At 62.6% G+C, this 20,008-nt stretch carries 19 protein-coding genes; 9 read left to right on the top strand and 10 right to left on the bottom strand.

What is annotated here, in order from left to right; translation table 11 throughout:
- Position 1 precedes the first annotated feature (1 nt).
- Positions 2–1,339, top strand: coding sequence for a dihydroorotase (locus KHP07_RS09935; RefSeq protein ID WP_214497132.1), 1,338 nt, complete (start codon positions 2–4; stop codon positions 1,337–1,339).
- On the opposite strand, the gene KHP07_RS09930 is transcribed toward KHP07_RS09935, so the two are convergent.
- Positions 1,336–1,857, bottom strand: coding sequence for a DUF3617 domain-containing protein (locus tag KHP07_RS09930; RefSeq protein ID WP_078050813.1), 522 nt, complete (start codon positions 1,855–1,857; stop codon positions 1,336–1,338). The two genes, KHP07_RS09935 and KHP07_RS09930, sit on opposite strands and share 4 nt — an antisense overlap.
- A gap of 130 nt (positions 1,858–1,987) precedes the next feature.
- On the opposite strand from KHP07_RS09930, the gene cls reads away from it, so the two are divergent.
- Entirely contained in the window at positions 1,988–3,427 is a 1,440-nt protein-coding gene (gene cls / locus KHP07_RS09925) for a cardiolipin synthase (protein WP_214497131.1), read from the top strand.
- 58 nt (positions 3,428–3,485) lie between these two features.
- Here the strand turns inward: cls and cfaB are convergent, their stop codons facing one another.
- From cfaB to hflK (KHP07_RS09885), 8 genes are all read right to left on the bottom strand, one after another.
- Entirely contained in the window at positions 3,486–4,670 is a 1,185-nt protein-coding gene (cfaB, locus tag KHP07_RS09920) for a C17 cyclopropane fatty acid synthase CfaB (protein ID WP_078050815.1), read from the bottom strand.
- Between the two features lie 87 nt (positions 4,671–4,757).
- Positions 4,758–5,546, bottom strand: a complete 789-nt coding sequence (locus KHP07_RS09915) for an HvfC/BufC N-terminal domain-containing protein (RefSeq protein WP_214497130.1) — start codon at positions 5,544–5,546, stop codon at positions 4,758–4,760.
- Positions 5,537–6,382, bottom strand: a complete 846-nt coding sequence (gene bufB, locus KHP07_RS09910; RefSeq protein WP_078050817.1) for an MNIO family bufferin maturase — start codon at positions 6,380–6,382, stop codon at positions 5,537–5,539. Before bufB ends, KHP07_RS09915 begins: the two co-directional genes overlap by 10 nt.
- Positions 6,383–6,446: 64 nt before the next feature.
- Positions 6,447–6,698 (bottom strand): BufA2 family periplasmic bufferin-type metallophore, encoded by a 252-nt coding sequence (gene bufA2 / locus KHP07_RS09905; RefSeq protein ID WP_078050818.1) that lies wholly within the window; start codon positions 6,696–6,698, stop codon positions 6,447–6,449.
- 117 nt (positions 6,699–6,815) lie between these two features.
- Positions 6,816–8,702 (bottom strand): cation-translocating P-type ATPase, encoded by a 1,887-nt coding sequence (locus tag KHP07_RS09900; RefSeq protein WP_099493267.1) that lies wholly within the window; start codon positions 8,700–8,702, stop codon positions 6,816–6,818.
- Complete coding sequence (hflK, locus tag KHP07_RS09895) at positions 8,699–9,733, bottom strand: protease modulator HflK (RefSeq protein WP_214497129.1); 1,035 nt, start codon at positions 9,731–9,733, stop codon at positions 8,699–8,701. Before hflK (KHP07_RS09895) ends, KHP07_RS09900 begins: the two co-directional genes overlap by 4 nt.
- Positions 9,730–10,716 (bottom strand): protease modulator HflC, encoded by a 987-nt coding sequence (gene hflC, locus KHP07_RS09890; RefSeq protein ID WP_177409534.1) that lies wholly within the window; start codon positions 10,714–10,716, stop codon positions 9,730–9,732. The genes hflK (KHP07_RS09895) and hflC overlap by 4 nt, the downstream gene beginning before the upstream one ends.
- 9 nt (positions 10,717–10,725) lie before the next feature.
- The gene (hflK, locus tag KHP07_RS09885) at positions 10,726–12,630 is read right to left on the bottom strand and encodes a protease modulator HflK (RefSeq protein ID WP_214497128.1); all 1,905 of its coding nucleotides are present in this window, start codon (positions 12,628–12,630) and stop codon (positions 10,726–10,728) included.
- Positions 12,631–12,963: 333 nt separating this feature from the next.
- Here hflK (KHP07_RS09885) and KHP07_RS09880 point away from each other — a divergent pair, with 333 nt between their 5' ends.
- From KHP07_RS09880 to KHP07_RS09855, 6 genes are read left to right on the top strand one after another with little or no spacing between them, the layout of a single operon-like run.
- Positions 12,964–13,587 carry a CDP-alcohol phosphatidyltransferase family protein gene (locus tag KHP07_RS09880; protein ID WP_214497127.1) on the top strand — a complete coding sequence of 208 codons (624 nt, stop codon included), beginning with the start codon at positions 12,964–12,966 and terminating at the stop codon, positions 13,585–13,587.
- Between the two features lie 11 nt (positions 13,588–13,598).
- The gene (locus KHP07_RS09875) at positions 13,599–15,353 is read left to right on the top strand and encodes a bifunctional alpha/beta hydrolase/class I SAM-dependent methyltransferase (RefSeq protein WP_100491844.1); all 1,755 of its coding nucleotides are present in this window, start codon (positions 13,599–13,601) and stop codon (positions 15,351–15,353) included.
- Between the two features lie 2 nt (positions 15,354–15,355).
- The gene (locus KHP07_RS09870; RefSeq protein ID WP_214497126.1) at positions 15,356–16,654 is read left to right on the top strand and encodes a phosphatase PAP2/dual specificity phosphatase family protein; all 1,299 of its coding nucleotides are present in this window, start codon (positions 15,356–15,358) and stop codon (positions 16,652–16,654) included.
- On the top strand, positions 16,644–17,087 hold the full coding sequence (locus tag KHP07_RS09865; RefSeq protein ID WP_078050825.1) for a hypothetical protein: 444 nt from the start codon (positions 16,644–16,646) through the stop codon (positions 17,085–17,087). The genes KHP07_RS09870 and KHP07_RS09865 overlap by 11 nt, the downstream gene beginning before the upstream one ends.
- Positions 17,088–17,096: 9 nt before the next feature.
- Complete coding sequence (locus tag KHP07_RS09860) at positions 17,097–17,717, top strand: lysophospholipid acyltransferase family protein (protein ID WP_100491842.1); 621 nt, start codon at positions 17,097–17,099, stop codon at positions 17,715–17,717.
- Position 17,718: 1 nt separating this feature from the next.
- On the top strand, positions 17,719–18,651 hold the full coding sequence (locus tag KHP07_RS09855) for a phosphatidate cytidylyltransferase (protein WP_078050827.1): 933 nt from the start codon (positions 17,719–17,721) through the stop codon (positions 18,649–18,651).
- A gap of 95 nt (positions 18,652–18,746) precedes the next feature.
- On the opposite strand, the gene KHP07_RS09850 is transcribed toward KHP07_RS09855, so the two are convergent.
- Positions 18,747–19,229 (bottom strand): Lrp/AsnC family transcriptional regulator, encoded by a 483-nt coding sequence (locus tag KHP07_RS09850; protein WP_016978705.1) that lies wholly within the window; start codon positions 19,227–19,229, stop codon positions 18,747–18,749.
- A 126-nt stretch (positions 19,230–19,355) separates the two neighbouring features.
- Here KHP07_RS09850 and KHP07_RS09845 point away from each other — a divergent pair, with 126 nt between their 5' ends.
- Positions 19,356–19,985 (top strand): LysE family translocator, encoded by a 630-nt coding sequence (locus KHP07_RS09845; protein ID WP_078050828.1) that lies wholly within the window; start codon positions 19,356–19,358, stop codon positions 19,983–19,985.
- The last annotated feature ends 23 nt before the right edge of the window (positions 19,986–20,008 follow it).

The raw sequence follows: 20,008 nt of genomic DNA, 5'->3' as shown, positions 1-20,008 counted from the left end.
CATGAGCCGCCTGCTGATTCGCAATGCCCGCCTGGTGAACGAAGGCCAGGAGTTCGACGCTGATGTGCTGGTCGCCAACGGCCGGATCGAGAAGATCGCCAGCAGCATCGAAGGCTGCAACGCCCCCGTGGCCATCGACGCCCAGGGCCATTGGCTGCTGCCGGGCATGATCGATGACCAGGTGCACTTTCGCGACCCCGGCGCATCGGACAAAGGCAGCTTCTACAGTGAATCACGCGCGGCGGTGGCCGGCGGTATCACCAGTTTCATGGACATGCCCAATACCAGCCCCGCCACCCTGACCCTGGAGGCCCTGGCGGATAAAAAGCGCCGGGCGGCCCTGCACTCGGTAGCCAACTATGGCTTTCACTTTGGCGTGAGCAACGACAACCTCGACACGGTCGCAGCCCTCGATCCGCGCGCAGTGGCCGGGGTCAAAGTGTTCATGGGCGCATCCACCGGCAACATGTTGGTGGATGACCCACGGATCCTCGAGCGGCTATTTGCCGAAGTACCGACTATCCTGCTGGCCCACTGCGAACACACGCCGAGCATCCTGGCCAACGAACAGCGCCTGCGCGAGCGCTTCGGCGACATGATTCCACCCGTGGCCCACCCGCTGATCCGGGATGCCGAAGCGTGTTATCGCTCGTCGTCCTTCGCCGTGGAATTGGCGCAGCGCTTCGGCACGCGCCTGCATGTGCTGCACCTGACCAGCGCTCGCGAATTGAGCCTATTCGAAGACAAGCCGCTGGCGGAAAAACGCATCACAGCGGAAGTTTGCGTGCATCACCTGCTATTTGATGACCGCGACTATCACCGCCTCGGTCACCAGATCAAATGCAACCCGGCGATCAAGACCCGCGCCGACCGCGACGCGCTACGCCAGGCCTTATTGAGTGACCGTCTGGATGTGATTGGCACTGACCATGCACCGCATACCTGGGCACAAAAACAGTTGAGCTATCGTGAAGCGCCGTCGGGTTTGCCCCTGGTGCAGCACGCGCTGCCGGCGTTGTTGGAGTTGGTGGCCGATGGGCTGCTGCCGCTGACCACCCTGGTGGCGAAAACCAGTCACCGCGTGGCCGACCTGTTCGCCATCCCGGATCGGGGTTATCTACGCGAGGGTTATTGGGCCGACCTGGTGGTGATCAAACCGGAGCCTGCCGGCAAACCGGTCAGCAGCCAACCGGTCCTGGCCCGTTGCGGCTGGACGCCTTTAGCCGAGCGCAGTTTGCGCCACAGCGTCAGCACCACGCTGGTCTCCGGCCACCTGGCTTGGCACAACGGCCAGGTGGTCGACAGCTGCCAGGGCTTGCCCCTGCATTTCTTGCGTTAAGCGCGCGGCTTGACCGTACCGCAATCGTTGCCCAGCCACTGGGCGTGACTGTCGAGGCTGCCCTTTTGCTGAATGCCGGTGGCATTAAAGGTGCCGTTGACGGTGGTGGTGAACTCTTTCTGGCTCTGGAACGTGGCGACGCCCGTGCCCTGGGCTTTCGGGCAACTGAAGCGGAATTTCCACTGGTTGCCGGTCTTGTCGGTCACTTCCTGCTTACAGCCCGACTGCGGGTCTGTCAGGGGGATCGAGTCGGAGGCGACCTGTGCCGGTGTCAGGCACACCTGCACGCCTTTACCGGCCATGGTAATGCCCTGCTTCTCCAGCATGGCGCGCTGTTCGGGGGTCATCTGTTGCTTGAGTTGACCAAGGATCAGCGACAGGTCCGGCAGGTCCTGGTTATCGACTTTCATATTGCTGGTGGTCAATTCCCACAAACCCGGCGCCAGCATCTGCGCCTGTGCGGCAATAGGCAGCGCCAAACCAGTAACCATGGCTAAACAGAGCAAGCGAGCATTCATCGGGTAACTCCTGGGCAATTGTTGGCGTTAGACGCCGCAAAGCGGCCAGTGTTGCACGGCAAATAAAATAGCGACATTCGCGACCGAACATGGTCTGTTAGGCACTGGATTGCCTGGAGTACCGTCGTCCATGGATTTTCTTGGCCCGCACCTGCTCGCCTACTTCATTGCCACGCTGCATTTTCTCGGGACCCTCGCCGCGATCCACGCGGTGCTGACCGTCAGGACCGCACAGGGCTCGATCGCCTGGGCCTTGTCGCTGATGTTCATGCCCTATCTCACGCTGATCCCCTACCTGATCTTTGGCCGCAGCACCTTTGACGCCTACATCCAGGCACGTCGCCAAGCCAACCAGGAAATGCACACCGCCATTGCCGCGCTGAACTGGCGCCCGTGGGTCGAAGAAGCCCTGGCCGCGCGCAACTCCAGCGCCTACGCCTCACTGCGCGCCATGCCCAAGCTGGGCCGCATGCCGTGCCTGGCCAATAATGAAGTGCACTTGTTGATCAATGGCGAAGCCACCTTCAGCGCGATCTTCGAGGCGATTCGCAACGCCAAGACCGCGGTGCTGTTCCAGTTTTTTATCATTCATGACGACGAACTCGGCCGCCAACTGCACGCCTTACTGAAGGAAAAAGCTGCGGAGGGCGTGGACATCCACGTGCTCTACGACCGTATCGGCAGCCACGCCCTGCCCCACCGGTATGTGCAATCGCTGCGCGACGCCGGTGTGAAAGTCAAAGCCTTCGCCACCCGCAGCGGCTGGCTCAATCGCTTCCAGGTCAACTTCCGCAACCACCGCAAGATCGTGGTGGTGGACGGCATCACCGGGTTTGTCGGCGGGCATAACGTCGGCGATGAATACCTGGGCAAGAAGCCGCCGCTGGCACCGTGGCGCGATACCCATGTGCAGGTCACAGGACCGGTGGTCGCGTGCTTGCAGGAGTCGTTCGCCGAAGACTGGTTCTGGGCCGCGCGCGAGTTGCCGCCGCTGATCCTGCCAGATGCCTACCCCGAGGACGGCGTGCTCTGCCAACTGCTCGCCAGCGGCCCGGCCGACCCGTATGAAACCTGCTCGCTGTTTTTCGTCGAGGCCATCCACGCGGCGACTGAACGCGTGTGGATCACCAGCCCGTATTTCGTCCCCGACGAAGCCGTGTTTGCCGCGCTGCGCCTGGCAGTGTTGCGTGGCGTGGACGTACGCCTGCTGCTGCCGTCGCGGCCCGACCACCGCATCGTCTACGCCGCCTCCAGCCTTTACGCGATCGAAGCCGTACGCGCCGGCGTGCGGGTGTTCCGCTATACGCCAGGGTTTCTGCATCAGAAGGTGGTGTTGGTAGACCGAGAAATCAGCGCCATTGGCAGTGCGAACATGGACAACCGATCATTCCGGCTGAATTTCGAAGTGATGTTACTGACAGTCGACGAAGCCTTCGCCAAGGAAGTCGAGCAGATGCTGCTCGACGATTTCGCCCTCGCCCACGAAGTCAGCCAGGAAGAAAGCCGCGAAACCCGCCGCCTTCAACAACTGGGCATGCGAGTCGCGCGGCTTATTTCACCGATTCTTTAACACGGCCCTTACCCACGGTAGGAGCCGGCAAACCGGCTCCTACCGTGGTTTCAAACCATCAGCGGTAGATATCTTCCCGCGTCCACGGCAGTTCATGGCTGCCATCTGCATGGGGCTTCACCGCCAGAATCTGGTGCAGGTTGATCCAGCCCCGCGCAAACGCATACGCGCAGCCGGCCAGGTACAGCCGCCAAATGCGCAACGCTTGCTCCGGCACCATCTTCGCCGCCGCTTCCAGATTGTCTTCCAGGCGCTCGCTCCAATGGTCCAGGGTGCGCGCGTAGTGCAGGCGCAGGCTTTCGACATCGACCACTTCCAGCCCGACTTCACTGATCTCGGCGGTCATCATCGCCAGGTGCGGCAGCTCGCCATTGGGGAATACATAGCGTTCGATAAAATCCCCCGCACCACGGCCTACCGGGCGGCCATCGGTGTGCTTGGCAGTAATGCCGTGGTTCATCACCAGGCCGCCTTCGCGCACGGCGCCGAACAAGGTCTTGCAGTATTCCGCCAGGTTGGCGTGGCCGACGTGTTCGAACATCCCCACGCTCACCACTTTGTCGAAACGGCCGTCCTGCGGCAGGTCTCGGTAATCGAGCAGTTGCAGGTCCACCTGGTCTTCCAGGCCTTCGGCTTTTACCCGCTCCCGGGCCAGGGCCAACTGCTCCTTGCTCAAGGTGATGCCAAACACTTTCACCCCAAACTCCCGCGCGGCGAACCGCGCCAGCCCGCCCCAACCACAGCCTACATCGAGCAAATACTCGCCCGGCTGCAGCCGCAGCTTGCGGCACAGGTGGCGAAATTTGTCTTGTTGAGCCTGGTCGATTGATTCGCTGCCGGTTTCGAAATAACCGCAGGAGTACGCCATGTCTTGGTCCAGCCACAGCTGGTAGAACTCGTTGGACAGGTCGTAATGGTAGGAAATGGCCGCTGCGTCAGTGGCCTTGTCGTGGATCGAGCGCACCGGACGACTCCCCTCGTCGTCTTCGATCAGGGCGTGACTCAATTCGTCACATACCCGGATGACCTCGGAGATGGAGCCTTCCAGCTCCAATTTGCCCTCGACGAAGGCTTCGCCCAGTGAATCGAGCGTGGGATGGGTCAGCTTGGAGACTACCGTGGGGTCCTTCACCACGATGGTCACACTGGGCTCGGGGCCCAAGTTGAATTCATGGCCGTCCCAGAGTCGAAGACGCAGCGGTAGCTGAAGATTCTGTAAGGCCGGTGGAAGTTGCGCGAGCATGAGTGATCCCCCCTTGTTTCAGACGTCTGCTGTGAGGGTAGACCATCCGAAGACAAAGTAGGAGGCTATCGATTTGATAGCGGTCTTCTATGGGGCTCGGCGCTCGAGCAAACCGTCCTGGATCCACTGTTTCAGCCAGGTGACGGCTTGCAGTGGTGCACCCTCTGCATAAGTGACTGCGAGTTCGGCGCACAGTTCTGAAAAACTCCAGCCGGTAGTCACCATGCCCGCCAGGGCGCAGATTTCTGCAGGCTCCAGGCTCCGGTAGTGGCACACATTCTGGTGCCGCCACACCAGGCAGATCTGCGCCGGGTCCAGCGACTGGCTGGGCGGGAAGTGCGACTTCGCCTTGCTGGCCTGCCAGAGTGCCACCGTATTGAAGCGGCAGAGTATCTGCTGCACGGAGGGCGCAAGCGTCACCTGCAAACCCGGCCAGTCTTCAGGCGCCAGGTGTGCCATGTCGTGGAGGGTCAGCGGTTCACCCTGGGGCGCATCAAACGCCAGTGTAAACGCCCACTCCAACCGCGCCAGTTCCGCCAGCGGCGCGCTTTGTTCCGCCACCAGGTGTTCAAGAATGAACGCCGGGAAACGCTTGCCCAGCCACCGCAGGCTGTAATGAGCCGATGGGTAACGGCGCACATAGGCGTCGGTCAGCGAGGCGAATTCATCATCGCCCAGCCAATAGAGGACAGCACTGAAATCATGCCGCAAGACTTCCCGCAGCCGTGCGAGGTAGGCGTTGTGGTAAATCGCCAGGCCCGTGTCCACGTCCAGCGTCGGCCCGCCCAGCAGGGTGGCGGCGAAGCCACTGTCGGCCACTGGGGTTTCGGCTAAAAGGTGCTGTTCAAAGGCCAGTTGCCAATCGATCAGGCGCATAACGATCTCCTGGCCAAGGCGATGGCCCCCAGTTCGCGAGCCTTGCCCAGCTCTGTGAGCAACGCTTCAAAGGGGGGGAAATGGTCGTCCCGCTCCAGTAGCGTCGACACCGGACCCAGGTGCTCCAGTGTCTGTTGATAGAGCGCCCACACCGGGTCACACACCGGATGGTCATGGGTGTCGACCACGTAGTCGCCATAGTCCATGTGCCCCGCCAGGTGCAGTTGGCGGATGCTCTCAGGGGGCAGGTTGCGGATAAACGTCCAGGCGTCAAAGCCATGATTGCGCGAGCTGACATACACATTGTTGACGTCGAGCAACAATTGGCAGCCCGACAGGTGCGCCAGGGCGTTGAGGAATTCCCACTCGGTGAATTCGTCCGCCTTCGAGCGCACATAACTGGAGACGTTTTCCAGCACCAGTGGACGCTGCAATACGTCCTGCACTTGGCGCACGCGGGCCGCCACGTGGTAAAGGCTTTCTTCGGTGTAAGGCAGCGGCAGCAGGTCGTGCAACTGGTGGGCGCTGCCGCGGCTCCAGCACAGGTGATCGGACACCCACGCCGGTTGGATACGCTCGGCGAGCTGTTTGATTTGCTTCAGGTAGTCGGTATCGAGGGCATGGGGCCCGCCGATGGACAGGGACACGCCGTGCATCACCAGGGGATAACGCTCGGCTATCGCCTCCAGGTAGTACAAGGCTTTGCCGCCCTGGACCAGATAATTCTCGGAGATCACTTCGAACCAATCCACAGGCGGCGATTGTTCAAGGATCTGTTCGTAGTATTCGTTGCGTAAACCCAGGCCGTAACCCAGGAAGGGAAGAGACGTGGCCATCATGGACTCCTGGAAAAGTGTCCGCAGCGGCGTGAAAGCCGCTGCGGTTGCACTCGGCTTGCGATTACTCGCCGACTTTGCCGCCGGCAGCGTCGCAGGCAGCCTTGGTCATGGCCTTGAAGCCGTGGCCCTTGCAGACAGCCTGGCCTTTGCAGGCGTTTTCAGCGGTCTTGCAGTCGTTCATGCCTTTGCAGGAGGTCACGCCGTAGCAATGAACGTTAGCGTCGGCGGCCTGCGCCTGGGTCGCAACACCGGCGAACATAGTGGCAGCAGCGATAGCCAGGGCAGCACCGGAAACGGCTTTTTTGATGTTCATTTTTGTATTCCTCAACGATCAGTAGGGGTGCCGTTCTGAACGGATTGTTCAGCCTCGACACACCACTAGAGTGAGGTCCCCCACAGGCGTTACAGCACCCGCAAAAAAAACTGAAAATTACTCCTCAAGCTTCAACAGGGGTTCCTGAAAGCGCAGCAAACGCCCGGCGTTCCCCAGTACCAGCAAGGTGCTGAGGTTATGCAACACCGCCGCAATCATGGCGCCAGCGGCACCCAACCAGCCAAACGCGGCAAACACGACAATGGCCAGGGTCCAACCCAGGCCGATGATCACGTTGACCTGCAACGTCTGCCGGCACTGGCGGCTCAAACGCACACAGGTGCCCAGGCGCCGCAGGTCGCTGCCGATCAGCACCACATCCGCCGACGCCAATGCGATATCCGCCCCGCCCGCGCCCATGGCCACGCCGACCACACCGGCCTTGAGCGCCAGCGAATCGTTGATGCCATCCCCCACCACCATTGGCCGGAAGCCGCTGCCGATCTCGCCCAGCACGCGGTTGAGCTTGTCTTCCGGCAGGGCCTGGGCCTGGACATCGCTGATGCCGACGTCCAGTGCCAGGCTGTCAGCCACACTCTGGCGGTCGCCGGTGAGCAGCAGTTGGCGACCGAGGCCAAGGTCCCGCAGCTCTTGCAGGGCCTGGCGGGCTTCCGGCTTGACGCTATCGGCCAGCAACAGCCAGGCCAGAAACTGCCCGTTCAGCGCCAACCCGGCGATGGGCCCATCGTGATTGGGAACAACCGTGGTGAGGATGCCCAGGTGTTCGAACAACTCCGGCCGGCCCAAGGCCGCTTCGCCCCCATCGGTCTGCGCCACCACACCAAGGCCCTGGCGCTCGCGAATATCCGTCAACGCCAGCCGCTGTCCCTGGGTCGCCAACCCCGCCAGCGCCCGGCTGACCGGGTGGCTGCTGGCCGAGCCCAAGCTGGCGGCCAGGTTCAGCAACACCTGCCGGTCCGGCTCGGTGGTTTCGATGGAGTGCAGGCGCAACGTACCGAAGGTCAGGGTGCCCGTCTTGTCGACCACCAGGGAGGTCAGGTCCGCCAGCTCTTCGAGGAACGCCGAGCTGCGAATCAGTATTCCATGCCGCGCCGCCACGGCAATCCCGGCAATGGCGGTGGCCGGCGCCGACAGCACCAAGGCGCATGGACACGCGGCCACCAACACCGCGAGCATCGCCTGGGCGTCATTGGTCACAAACCAGGTGACTGCCGCCAGCAGCAACACCAGCACCATATAGCTGCCGGCATAACGCTCCAGCAGCCGTGTGATCGGCGGCTTGGAACGCTCGGCGTTCTGCATCAGCGCAATGACCTTGCCCAAGGTAGATTCGTTACCGGTGCGGGTCACTTGCAGGCGCAGCAGGCCGTCGAGGTTGATCGCCCCACCAAACACCTGCACGCCCACGCTGGCTTCCAACGGCACCGACTCACCGGTAATCGGCGCCGTGTCCAGGCTCGCCTGGCCCGACAGCACCACACCATCAGCCGGTACCCGATCACCCGCACGCACCTCGACGATGTCGCCGGTGTTCAGCGTGCCGTTGTCCACCTCATGGATGCTGCCGTCAGCCTGCACCAACCGCGCATGACTGCGCGTGAGTTTACCCAGGGCATGAATCGCCTCCTGGGAGCCGATCACGCTGCGCTCTTCCAGCACATGCCCAAAGATCATGATGATCGGCAACAGCGCGGCGGTCAGCAGATCACCCGTGGCCCAGGCGCCGAGCATGGCCAAGGCGATCAGTTGGTCGGTGATGCCATGCAGGCTGGGAAATCGCAGGCTGTACCAGGCCGAACGCATCACCGGCACCGCCACCAACAGCGACGCGACGCCCAGCAGCAACTGGCTCACGCCGGTCTGGTCTGGCGCCAGCCAGCGCCATACCAGGCCTAACACCAGCAAGCCCAATGCGAGCATGGCCAGGGTCAATTGCCGGGCAGCGCTGCGCTGCTCGGCGGACGTCAGCATGGGTGCGCTCATTGTTCGGCTCCCTGGATGATCAAGCGGGCGTCGTCTTTAGGATCGACCGTGGTCACCGAGCCGGCCTGGCCGAGAATCTTTGGCAGGCGCTCGCGGTAGAGGCGCAACATCAGGCCCGGGTCTTTCACTTGGGCCAGGCTGGCGACCGTGGCCGTCTGCGCCTGGGCGTTGGCCAGGCGTTCGCTGGCCTGTGCGTGGGCGACTTGCACCAGGCGATCGGCCTGCTGGGTCGCGGTCTGGGTGAGTTTTTCCGCAGCGGTGCGGGCGTTGGCAACGGCTTTATCGGCCTGCTGACTGGCTGTCAGCACCGCATTGAACGCGTTTACCGCCGGGCCTGGCAGGCTCGATTGCACATCCACGCGGGTGACTTGGATACCCAATCCCAACCCTGTGGATGTCAGCTCCACCAGGCGTTTGTTGATGCCTTGCACCAAGTCGCCACGCAGCCGCTCGCGACGTTCGGCAGCGCCGTTATCGGACCCGATCAATTCAGGTCGTGCCACCAGGATCGTGTCCAGATCCCGTGCCGCCGTGAGCGCCACGGCACTGCGGGTGACCAGGCGATCCAGTTCCGGCAGCACATGCTCGCCCTGCAACACAAAGGCATAGGGTTCGATGACTTTGTAGAACACCCGCACATCCAACTGCACCACACCGGCATCGCCGGTCAGCAGATAACCGGAGCCGGCCAGCGCATCACTCAACGGCGTGGCGAAACTGGCCACGCGGTCGGCCTGGATCGCCGCGTCGGAACGCAGCAGATTCTCCACCCGCCGCTCGATCACACGGTCAGCCGCCGGCAATAGCACTACCTGCTCAAAAGGCTGCGGCCAGGCCAGCAAGAGCCCGGCATTCTGGATACGGTCGAGGGCGCCGAAGTGCAAAACCACCGCGCGGTACTGCGGGTCGATCTGGCGCACATTGGAAAACGCCCAGGCCAACGCCGCCAACACGGTCACCGCGTACAACGCCAGGAACGTCAGGCGCCCGGCCTGGATCCACGGACTGTCCGGGCTGTCACGCTCGGTCATGGCTGGACATCCTTCGGCCCGTCGACCAAGGCGCGGAATGGCGCAGCGTCGGTGCGCAGGATGATCTTGGTGCCTGGCGTGACCACGGTGCCCAAGGTATCCAGGGAGCGCAGCAGGTTGTACAGCTGCGGATTGCCGGCGTAGGCGCGGCCATAGATCTGAGCGGCCTCGACCCGCGACTGCGCTTCGATGTCGGCGGCTTTCACCGTGGCATCGGCCTGCACAATGCGCGCATCACGCTCGGCGGCGGAGCGGATCTGCGCCGCTTCGCGCTTGCCCACGGCGGTGCGCTCGGTGGCGATGGTTTCGCGCTCGGCGCGCATACGGTCGACGGTGGCGGTGAGGGTCACTGACGGCAAGGTCAGCCGTTCGATACCGACTTGGGCCACGCGCACGCCGTAGGTGGTGAGCAATTGTTGATCAATCTGCTGGCGCAACTGCGCTTCGAAGTCAGCGATGCGCACCTGGCTGGCATCGGTGTTGATCAGGCTCGACAGGTCGAAGCTGGCCGCGGTGGTTTCCAGCGCCGAACCCACGAAGGTGCGGATCTGCCGCGCCGCTTCATCCGGCTGGTTCTGCACCGCGCGCATGAAGCGCTGCACGTTGTCTGCGTCGCCCTGCACCTGCCACGCCACGTAGGCCTGCACGATGATGCGCAGGCCATCGCGGGTGCCCACATCCTGCAAACCGCTGGAGGTGGTGCGCAGGCGCAGATCCACCGGGATCGCCGCTTCGAACGGCGCCGGCCAACGCCAGCCCAGGCCGGGTTCCAGCAGCACCCGCGAAGGGTTGCCGAAACGAGTAATCACCGTGGCCTCGCCGGAGCGCACTTGCACCAGGCTGGCGGCGGCGACCGCAAACAATACCAGCAACAGCGCCCAGGCCATACGGCGCCAGGGGAACGGGCCAGCGGCGTGCTCGTCACCATGATGGTGGTGATGGTGATGGCCATGGTGATGATCGTGAGAATGAGCGCTCAACAGACAGACTCCTTATTGAACGGCTTTACGCGGCACCGAAGGATCGGCCGGCAAGGTAAAAGAACGCAGATCGATCGTCGGCGCGCCATCGGCGCCCAGGCGGTGATCCAGGATAAGCAACTTGGCATGGGCCAGGCCCTGGCTGAGTTGGCCAAGGTATTGCTCCAGCACGAAGGCCTGGCCGGCCGTAGCGTAGGCCTTTTGTTCGGCGGCGAAACGCAGGTCGGCGGCCTGGGCGCCGGCGTTCACTTCCCGCGCTGTGGCCTGGGCCTGATCGCGCGCGGTGCTGGCTTGCAGCAACGCCTGGTTGGTTTGCTCACTGGCCGCACCGCGCTCGCGGGAGATCAGGGCCTGGGCACCAATCTGCGCAGCTTGCACGCCGTGATAAGCGTTGGCGGCACCGGCCGGTGGGTGGATCGCCTCGACCACGGTGGCAAGGATTTCCACGCCACTGTCGAGTGTTTGCAGGTCCGCCTGCACGGCGCGCCCGATCTCGTCAGCCAGGGAGGTGCGTTGTTCGCCGAGCAATTCATCCAGGGTACGCGAGGCAAAGTCGTGCACCAGGATGCGACTGGCGGTGCTGCGGATGAGGGTCGGTACATCGGCGCTGTTGTAGGTGGCGGCCAGCGCGGCCTGATCGGTAAGGCCGATGCGGTAGACAAACCGCACGTCCATGTTGACGATCTGGAAGCTCTGCTTGTCGCCGCTGCTGCTGGCGATCACTTGGGATTTGTCATTCACATGGCTGGCGTCCCACAGCCGATTGGCAATCGACGGTGGCGGGCCTTCCGCAGCGGCCAGTTCCGGGGCAGCAGCTTCGCTGACACTGGTGGCCAGCTCATGCACCACGCCGTTTTCGACGCCGATGACACGGCCCAACGGCCACGGTAACCCCACATGCAAACCGGGGCCGAACACCTCAACGGGTTTACCAAAGCGCTCATAAATCCCACGGCCTTGCAGGGGCACTTCGTGCACACCGGTAAGCGCCCAGCCTACCGCAAGCACCACCAGCAACACCGGCAGGAACGCCCTGCGCATATAGGTAAAGGCCCAGATCTGGCGCAGGTCGATGCCGAAGCGGTTGTGCAACTCATGCTGCAACGCGAGCAAGGGTTGGGGCGGCCATCGAAGCAGCCCGGCGATAAAACTGTGCGCCATCAGCCGAGGTTCGACCCGTGGCTGGCGTGGGCTGAACAACGACAGCACAGCCCTCAATAGAAACTCCAGCGAGACCAATGCCGGCAGCAACCCGATCAGCACCGCCAGGCGCAACGGCCACACCGACTGCGCACCGGCAAATAGCAGGCAAACCGCACTGACCACCAGGCATATAATCGCCACCCGACTCAATTGCGCCAGTTGTGAGGCTTCCGGCCATTGCGCAACGGTTTCCTGAGCCAAGCGACGTTCGAACACCAGCAGGCCAAACGCCAAGGCCAATGCCAGCGCAGCACCGATGCTTGCCGATTGACCGACAGGGGCAGCGGGTAATGTCAGGTTCCAGAATTCGACAATGCTGATCAGCGCCAGCAGCGACCAGCCGCCCAGCCATAACACCGGCGCACCGATCTGCTTGCCAAAGCGCTCGACCAGGCGCGCGTAGCGGCCCGCGTCTTCAACCGGCAGGTCAACCGCGGGGGCCTCCAGTGCCTGGGCGCGCCAATCCGCCACCCACCAGGCCGACTGCAAAGCGGCGACCAGCAGCCATAACGCCGACGCGCAGTTGATCAGCACCACAGGCCAGATCGACAGCGGCGCAAACAACGCGACAAACAGCGCCAACACCCAGCCGGCCACCGCCAGCACCGTCAGGCTGATACCGGCCTGGCGCAATCGACGGGCATGGAACAGCCCCTGTTGAAAACGCGGTAGGCCTTCCACCGAAGCGCCGTCAGCTTCCAGATCCACTTGCATCCACTCAACGCCCAGTTGTACACAATTCGTTACGATATAACACGGAGCGTGAAATTTTTGTTCGAAAAACAGCAGTTTCAGATGCACCCAAATTCCCTGTGGAAGCGGTCTTGTGTGGGAGCTGGCTCGCCTGCGATAGCGCCACCTCGGTGTAACTGAAAAACCGAGGTGGCTCTATCGCAGGCAAGCCAGCCACCACAGAGGGACATCGTTGTGTTCAAGACCGTGACTAAACCCCCAGAAACACGCGCCATCACTGGTGCAGGCCGCGATTAATCGGCACACTCCAGAACAGTTTTTCGCGGGTCCACGGACAAGGAAGCGTCACCCCCCATGATTTCGATCTATCAGCTCAAACCGCGTTTTCAGAACTTGCTGCGCCCGCTTGTGCAGCGCCTTTACGACAATGGCACCACCGCCAACCAGATCACCGTGCTGGCCGGGGTGGTTTCGCTGCTGGTCGGGCTGCTGATCGCCAGCTTTGCCCAACACCTGTGGCTGTTCGCGCTGATCCCGTTGTGGATGATCCTGCGCATGGCCCTCAACGCCATCGACGGCATGCTCGCCCGCGAATTCGGCCAGCAGTCGCGCCTGGGCGCTTACCTCAATGAACTGTGCGATGTAATCGCCGACAGTGCGCTGATCCTGCCGTTTGCGCTGATCCCCGGTGTGAGCCTGGCGCCGGTGCTGCTGGTGGCGTTGCTGGCGGTATTCAGCGAATACGCCGGGGTGCTGGGGCCCATGGTCGGTGCGTCGCGCCGCTACGACGGGCCGATGGGCAAAAGTGATCGCGCCTTCGTACTCGGCGTGCTGGCCACCGGCGTGGCGCTGGGCTGGCTGAGTGCCGGTTGGGTCGATGCGGTGATGTGGCTGGTCGCGGCCCTGCTTGCCTACACCCTGGTCAATCGGGTGCGTCAGGGCCTTAAAGAACAACAAGAAACTTCACCGATTGCATAAGGATTTTTGCGATGCGCGAACAGCAAGAGCACAGCTTCAGCACCCATGATGGCGTCGAGCTTTTCTACCGGCACTGGCCAGCCACCGCCCAGGCAGACGGCGAGCCGCGCAAAGCGATTGTGTTGTTCCATCGCGGCCATGAGCATTCGGGGCGTATCGCCCACCTGGTCGATGAGCTGAACCTGGCGCAGTTCGACTTCTTCGCCTGGGACGCCCGTGGTCACGGCCAGTCCCCTGGCGAGCGCGGTGACAGCCCCAGCTTCGCCACCAGCGCCCGCGATGTGCAGACCTTTTGCAACCACATCGGTGCCACCTATGGCATCGAGGAAGAAAACTTCGCCGTCGTCGCCCAAAGCGTCGGTGCGGTCATTGCCGCCACGTGGGTACACGATTACGCGCCGAAAATCCGCGCCCTGGTGCTCGCCTCCCCGGCCTTCAAGGTCAAGCTCTACGTGCCGTTCGCGCGGCCGGGCCTGGCGCTGATGCGCAAGTTTCGCGGCAACTTTTTCGTCAACAGCTATGTCAAGGCCAAGTTCCTCAGCCATGACCCGGAACGCGTAGCCTCCTACGACACTGACCCACTGATCACCAAGGCAATCTCGGTAAACGTGCTGCTGGGCCTGTATGAGGCGGCCGACCGGGTAGTCGCCGATGCCCAGGCGATCCAGGTGCCGACCCAACTGCTGGTCTCCGGCTCCGACTTTGTGGTGCATCGCAAACCCCAGCAGCAATTCTTCGACCGCCTTGGCAGCCTGAAAAAAGAGCTGCATATCCTTCCCGGGTTCTTCCACGACACCCTCGGCGAACGTGACCGCGCCACCGCCGTGAACAGCGCCAGGCGCTTTATCCTGCAGAACTTCGAACACCCGCTGGACCGCGCCTCGCTGTTGGATGCGGACAAACTGGGCACCACCTGCGCCGAATCCGAAGCCCTCGCCGCGCCGCTGCCGCGCAATTCCCTGCGCGACCTGTACTGGCGCCTGACCCGCGCCAGCATGGGCCTGGGCAAAAACCTGTCGGATGGCGTGAAACTGGGCTTCGACACCGGTTTCGACTCCGGCAGCACCCTGGACTATGTGTACCGCAACACGCCCACCGGCAAGGGCGGGCTGGGGCGGATGATCGACACCAATTACCTCAACTCCATTGGCTGGCGCGGCATTCGCCAACGCAAGCTGAACGTCGAGGAACTGCTGCGCCTGGCCATGACCAAGTTGCGGGATGAACAGCGTGAAGTGCGCATCGTCGACATCGCTGCCGGCCACGGTCGCTACATCCTTGAAGCCTTGCAGGGTGTATCGCCGCTGCCGGAATCGATCCTGCTGCGTGACTACAGCGACATCAACGTGCGCGACGGTGGCGCGCTGATCCGCGAGAAAGGCCTTGGGGATATCGCGCAGTTCGTCAAAGGGGATGCGTTCGACCGCCTGGATCTGGCGGCGCTGGACCCGAAACCAACGCTGGCGGTGGTGTCCGGATTGTATGAACTGTTTGCCGACAACAGCATGGTCGGCGGCTCATTGGCCGGACTGGCCGAGGCCTTGGAGCCCGGTGGCTACCTGGTCTACACCGGCCAACCGTGGCACCCGCAACTGGAACTGATCGCCCGGGCGCTGACCAGCCATCGCCAGGGCCAAGCCTGGGTGATGCGTCGTCGCAGCCAGGCGGAAATGGATCAACTGGTGGAAGCTGCCGGCTTTCGCAAGATCACCCAACGTGTGGATGAGTGGGGCATCTTTACCGTGTCCCTGGCACAGAAGATCTGAACATGCGCGAACCCGGCTTGTTGAAACCAGCGGTCCTCTGGCTGCTGCTGTTGGCGCCGCTGTTCTTCAGTACTTACGGCTTTGCCACGTGGGTGACCAGCCAACGCAGCGACGTCGGCACGCTGGTGTTCGGCTGGGAAACCCATATGCCGTTCTGGGCATGGACCATCGTGCCCTACTGGTCCATCGACCTGCTCTACGGGTTTTCCCTGCTGCTGCCCAACACTCGGCATGAGTTGAAACAGCATGCATTGCGGCTACTGTCGGCCCAGGTCATCGCGGTCAGTTGTTTCCTGCTCTGGCCGCTGCGTTTCACCTTCGAGCGGCCAGCGTTGGATGGCGTTTTCGGCTGGCTGTTTGCCGTGCTGGCAGGCTTCGACAAGCCTTTCAACCAGGCGCCGTCGCTGCACATCGCGCTGCTGGTGATCCTGTGGGTCATGTACCAGCGCCATAGCCAAGGCGTGTGGCGTTGGCTGGTGCACGGCTGGTTCGCATTGATCGGTATTTCGGTGCTGACCACTTATCAACATCACTTTATCGACTTACCCACAGGCGCCCTCGCGGGGTGGATATGCGTGTGGCTGTGGCCGGTGGAACATCCGAGCCCACTGTTGAATGCGCGGCTCACACAAGACCCCAAGCGCTGGCGGTTGGGCGTGCGTTATGGCCTGGGTGCCTTGTTACTGGGGGTTCTTGCCTGGGTACTCGGCGGCGGCTGGCTGTGGATACTTTGGCCGGCGGTGTCGCTCGCCTTGATCAAGGCCAATTACTTCGTACTGGGCGCTTCGGGTTTCCAGAAACGCGCCGATGGTCAACTGACGCCCGCCGCGCGGTGGCTGTATGCGCCATACCTGGCAGCCGCGTGGATAAACTCGCGCCTGTGGACACGCAAGCATCCCCAACCCGACCACGTTGTGGATAATGTCTGGCTCGGTCGAATTCCTACGACAAACGAGCAGGCGCCCTTCAAGGCCATCGTCGATCTGTGTGCCGAATTGCCGATTAATCCACAGGGCCGCGCTTACCAATGCATCCCCGTACTGGACCTGATCGCCCCAACGCCGGACGAATGCCTGCAGGCCGCCCACGCCATCGAACGCCTGCGCGCCAGCGGCCCATTGCTGGTGTGTTGCGCCCTCGGCTACTCACGCAGTGCTACCGCCGTTGCCGCCTGGTTATTGCACTCTGGGCGCGCCGCGACGGTAGAGCAGGCGCTGACTATCATTCGTACAGCGCGGGCCGATGTGGTCCTGCACCCCGCACACCGTGAAGCGTTGGAGGGTTTGCCCCATGCCAGCTGATATGGAACTCCAAGTGGTTGCCAGCCTGTTACGCCGTGGCCGCTCGCTCGATCAGTTATCCACAGGCCTGACCGTGGCGGGTGTGTTGTTCGGCTTGGCCCAGTTGTTGATGGCGAGCATCTCGACGATCTGCCTGTTGCTCAGCCTGTGGATGATTATCCTCGGCTTGCTGCAGAAGTACTGGGCGCTGCGGGTGGCCTTCGACGCCGACCTGTTTGCTCTGTTGGCGCGTGATATCGAGCGCACCCCGGACCTTGACCAGGCCCTGCAAACCCTCGGCCTGCAATCGCCCAAGCGCGTTGGCCGGCCTTGGCCCGAACGCCGTCGCGGCGCGCTCAAACTGTTGCGCAAACAAGCCTGGCTGCTCGGCGCACAAGCGCTGCTGACCCTGGGCGTGATCCTCGCCAGCCCTTGGCTGCCTTTCGCCGGATAAGGAATCCCCATGTTCGAACCCGTGGTCGCCACGTTGATTACCTCCATGGCCCGCACCGTCACCGGAGCGCGCAGCCTGTGGCTGGGTTGCGCACCGGTGCCGGTGCAACGCATTTACTTCGCCAACCACAGCAGCCACGGCGACTTTGTGTTGCTGTGGGCCTCGCTGCCGCAGAACCTGCGTAAATTCACGCGTCCGGTGGCCGGCAGCGATTACTGGAATAAAAGCGCTCTGCGCCGCTACATCATCAACCGTGTATTCAACGGCGTATTGATCGATCGCGAACGCAAAGAGCCTGTGGATAACCCATTGCAGCCCATGCTCAATGCCCTGGAAGGCGGCGACTCGCTGATCATCTTCCCCGAAGGCACGCGCAATCTCGAAGACGGCCTGCTGCCATTCAAAAGCGGCCTGTATCACCTGGCCAAAAGTTACCCACAGGCCGAATTGATCCCGGTATGGATCGCCAACCTCAACCGGGTCATGCCCAAGGGCCGTGTACTGCCGCTGCCCCTGCTGTGCACCACCAGCTTCGGCGCGCCGCTGCAATTGGAGGAAGGCGAAGACAAAACCGCCTTCCTCGCCCGCACTCGCGATGCCCTGCTCGCCCTTGCCCCGGAGCACGTCTGACATGGATAGCCAAACCCTGATGTTGTTCGGCGGCATCGGCGCGATCCTGGTGCTCGCCTCGCTGATCGGCCTGATCCTCAAACTGCGCACCCGTGGCAGCCCAAACGCCGTCATCGACAACCTCAACGCGCGCATCAACGCCTGGTGGGTGATGGTGGTGGTCATCGGCATCGCCTTCTGGCTCGGCACCGGCGCGGTGATCCTGCTGTTCTACGCGGTGTCGTTCTACGCCCTGCGCGAATTCCTCACCCTCACCCCCACCCGCCGCAGTGACTACCCAGCGTTGGTCGCCGCGTTCTACCTGGCGCTACCGCTGCAATACCTGCTGATCTATTCAGACTGGTACGGCCTGTTCTCGATCTTCATCCCGGTGTACGTGTTCCTGCTGCTGCCGATCCTCGCCTCACTCGGCGGCGACAGCACACACTTCCTGGAGCGTGCCTCGAAGGTGCAGTGGGGCTTGATGATCGCGGTGTTCTGCGTGTCGTTCGTGCCCGCCCTGCTGACCCTCGACATCCCCGGCTACGAAGGCCGCAACCTGCTGCTGATTGCCTACCTGGTGATCGTGGTGCAGTTGTCCGACGTGCTGCAGTACGTGTGCGGCAAGCTGTTCGGCAAACACAAGATCGCGCCCAACCTGTCCCCTTCGAAGACGGTGGAAGGGTTTATCGGCGGGATTCTGCTCTCGTCGCTGATCGGCGCGGCATTGTGGTGGACCACGCCGTTCAACCCGTGGCAGTCGTTCTTGATTGCGCTGCTGATCAACCTGCTGGGGTTTGCTGGCGGCATCGTGATGTCTGCGATCAAGCGCGACCGGGGCGTGAAGGACTGGGGCCATATGATCGAAGGGCACGGCGGGATGCTGGATCGGTTGGATTCAGTGTGCTTCGCCGCGCCCATCTTCTTCCACCTCGTGCGCTACTGGTGGACCTGAACAAGCCCCTGTAGGAGCCGGCTTGCCGGCGATGGCGACCCGGAACGTTCATGAAATTCACGGGCCTAATCGCCGGCAAGCCGCTCCTACTGTCATTAGCCTGGCAAATGCCCCAGCGGCAATGCGCCTGGGGTCTTTACGGTCTGGATCGCGAAGTTGCTGCGGATGTCCCTCACCCCCGGCAGTTTCAACAGGCTGCCCGTGACAAACCGTTCGTACCCACGCAAGTCCGGCACCACCACCTGCAACAGAAAGTCCGACTCCCCCGACACCAGGAACGCCGAGATCACTTCCGGCAGCGCCGTCACTGCCTCGCGAAAGGCGTTGGCCTCGGTGTCGTTATGCCGCTCCACCTTCACGCCCACGAACACCATCATCCCCAGGCCGACTTCGTCACGGTCCAGCGTGGCCTGGTAGCCGCGAATCACACCGGCTTCTTCCAGCAGACGCACGCGCCGCAGACAGGGTGAAGCAGACAGCCCGATCTCGTCCGCCAGTTGCACATTGCTCAGGCGGCCGTCGCGTTGCAGGGCTTCAAGAATCTTGCGGTCAAACGCATCGAGTTTAAGGTTTGGCATAAATGCATGGCCGATAAGGTTGTAAATGGCAGGTTATGCCAAGAATAGACGCCTTTGTGGCTGACTACGCAAGCACCTGCCCCACCCTTCGGCCCTAGAATTGGCCAACACACAAGGGGGTGAGGCATGGCGGAACTCTGGTTATTCCTGGTGGCACTGTCGGTGGCGTATCTGTTGCCCGGGCCGGACATGATCCTGCTGCTGCAGACCGGAGCGCGCCAGGGCAAGGCGTTGGCGCTGACCACGGCGATTGGCTTGGGACTGGCTCGAGCCTGCCATGTGGCGTTGGCGGGCATGGGGTTGGCGACCTTGTTCAAGGTGGCGCCGTGGACCTTTGATGTCGTGCGCCTGGGTGGCGCGGCCTATCTGTTATGCCTGGGTATTCAATGCCTGCGCGCGACTATGCTGCCATCCCTGGAGACAGCAAACACCCCACTGGCAGCCCATGCCTGGCGTTCAGCATTCCAACGCGGCTTGCTCACCAACCTGCTCAACCCCAAGGCGCTGCTGTTCTGCTCGGTACTGCTGCCGCAATTCATCAACCCCCAGGCCGGCCCGGTGGCAGCGCAGTTTGCGTTGCTGGGCGTGATCCTGGTGGCCGTCGGTTTCGCGTTCGACTGTTGCTACGCCCTGGCCGGCGCGCGCATCGGCCAGTGGCTGGCACGCAATCGCTCGGCGCAGCGTCTGCAACAGTGGTTATTCGGCAGTCTTTTGATTGGTTTTGCGGTGCGTCTCACTTTTGTGCAACACGCCTAGCAGGGCGGCGTATCTGCGTCATC

Origin of the sequence: Pseudomonas sp. VS40 (assembly GCF_018587885.1) — a bacterium.
GTDB lineage: Bacteria > Pseudomonadota > Gammaproteobacteria > Pseudomonadales > Pseudomonadaceae > Aquipseudomonas > Aquipseudomonas pergaminensis.
Note: the sequence above shows the minus strand (reverse complement) of the source record. Positions and strands in the feature narration are given on the sequence as shown.

Coding starts and splice junctions, on each gene's coding strand:
- KHP07_RS09935 (WP_214497132.1), top strand. CDS start 2: ATGAGCCGCCTGCTGATTCGCAATGCCCGCCTGGTGAACGAAGGCCAG.
- KHP07_RS09930 (WP_078050813.1), bottom strand. CDS start 1,857: ATGAATGCTCGCTTGCTCTGTTTAGCCATGGTTACTGGTTTGGCGCTG.
- cls (WP_214497131.1), top strand. CDS start 1,988: ATGGATTTTCTTGGCCCGCACCTGCTCGCCTACTTCATTGCCACGCTG.
- cfaB (WP_078050815.1), bottom strand. CDS start 4,670: ATGCTCGCGCAACTTCCACCGGCCTTACAGAATCTTCAGCTACCGCTG.
- KHP07_RS09915 (WP_214497130.1), bottom strand. CDS start 5,546: ATGCGCCTGATCGATTGGCAACTGGCCTTTGAACAGCACCTTTTAGCC.
- bufB (WP_078050817.1), bottom strand. CDS start 6,382: ATGGCCACGTCTCTTCCCTTCCTGGGTTACGGCCTGGGTTTACGCAAC.
- bufA2 (WP_078050818.1), bottom strand. CDS start 6,698: ATGAACATCAAAAAAGCCGTTTCCGGTGCTGCCCTGGCTATCGCTGCT.
- KHP07_RS09900 (WP_099493267.1), bottom strand. CDS start 8,702: ATGAGCGCACCCATGCTGACGTCCGCCGAGCAGCGCAGCGCTGCCCGG.
- hflK (WP_214497129.1), bottom strand. CDS start 9,733: ATGACCGAGCGTGACAGCCCGGACAGTCCGTGGATCCAGGCCGGGCGC.
- hflK (WP_214497128.1), bottom strand. CDS start 12,630: ATGCAAGTGGATCTGGAAGCTGACGGCGCTTCGGTGGAAGGCCTACCG.
- KHP07_RS09880 (WP_214497127.1), top strand. CDS start 12,964: ATGATTTCGATCTATCAGCTCAAACCGCGTTTTCAGAACTTGCTGCGC.
- KHP07_RS09875 (WP_100491844.1), top strand. CDS start 13,599: ATGCGCGAACAGCAAGAGCACAGCTTCAGCACCCATGATGGCGTCGAG.
- KHP07_RS09870 (WP_214497126.1), top strand. CDS start 15,356: ATGCGCGAACCCGGCTTGTTGAAACCAGCGGTCCTCTGGCTGCTGCTG.
- KHP07_RS09865 (WP_078050825.1), top strand. CDS start 16,644: ATGCCAGCTGATATGGAACTCCAAGTGGTTGCCAGCCTGTTACGCCGT.
- KHP07_RS09860 (WP_100491842.1), top strand. CDS start 17,097: ATGTTCGAACCCGTGGTCGCCACGTTGATTACCTCCATGGCCCGCACC.
- KHP07_RS09855 (WP_078050827.1), top strand. CDS start 17,719: ATGGATAGCCAAACCCTGATGTTGTTCGGCGGCATCGGCGCGATCCTG.
- KHP07_RS09850 (WP_016978705.1), bottom strand. CDS start 19,229: ATGCCAAACCTTAAACTCGATGCGTTTGACCGCAAGATTCTTGAAGCC.
- KHP07_RS09845 (WP_078050828.1), top strand. CDS start 19,356: ATGGCGGAACTCTGGTTATTCCTGGTGGCACTGTCGGTGGCGTATCTG.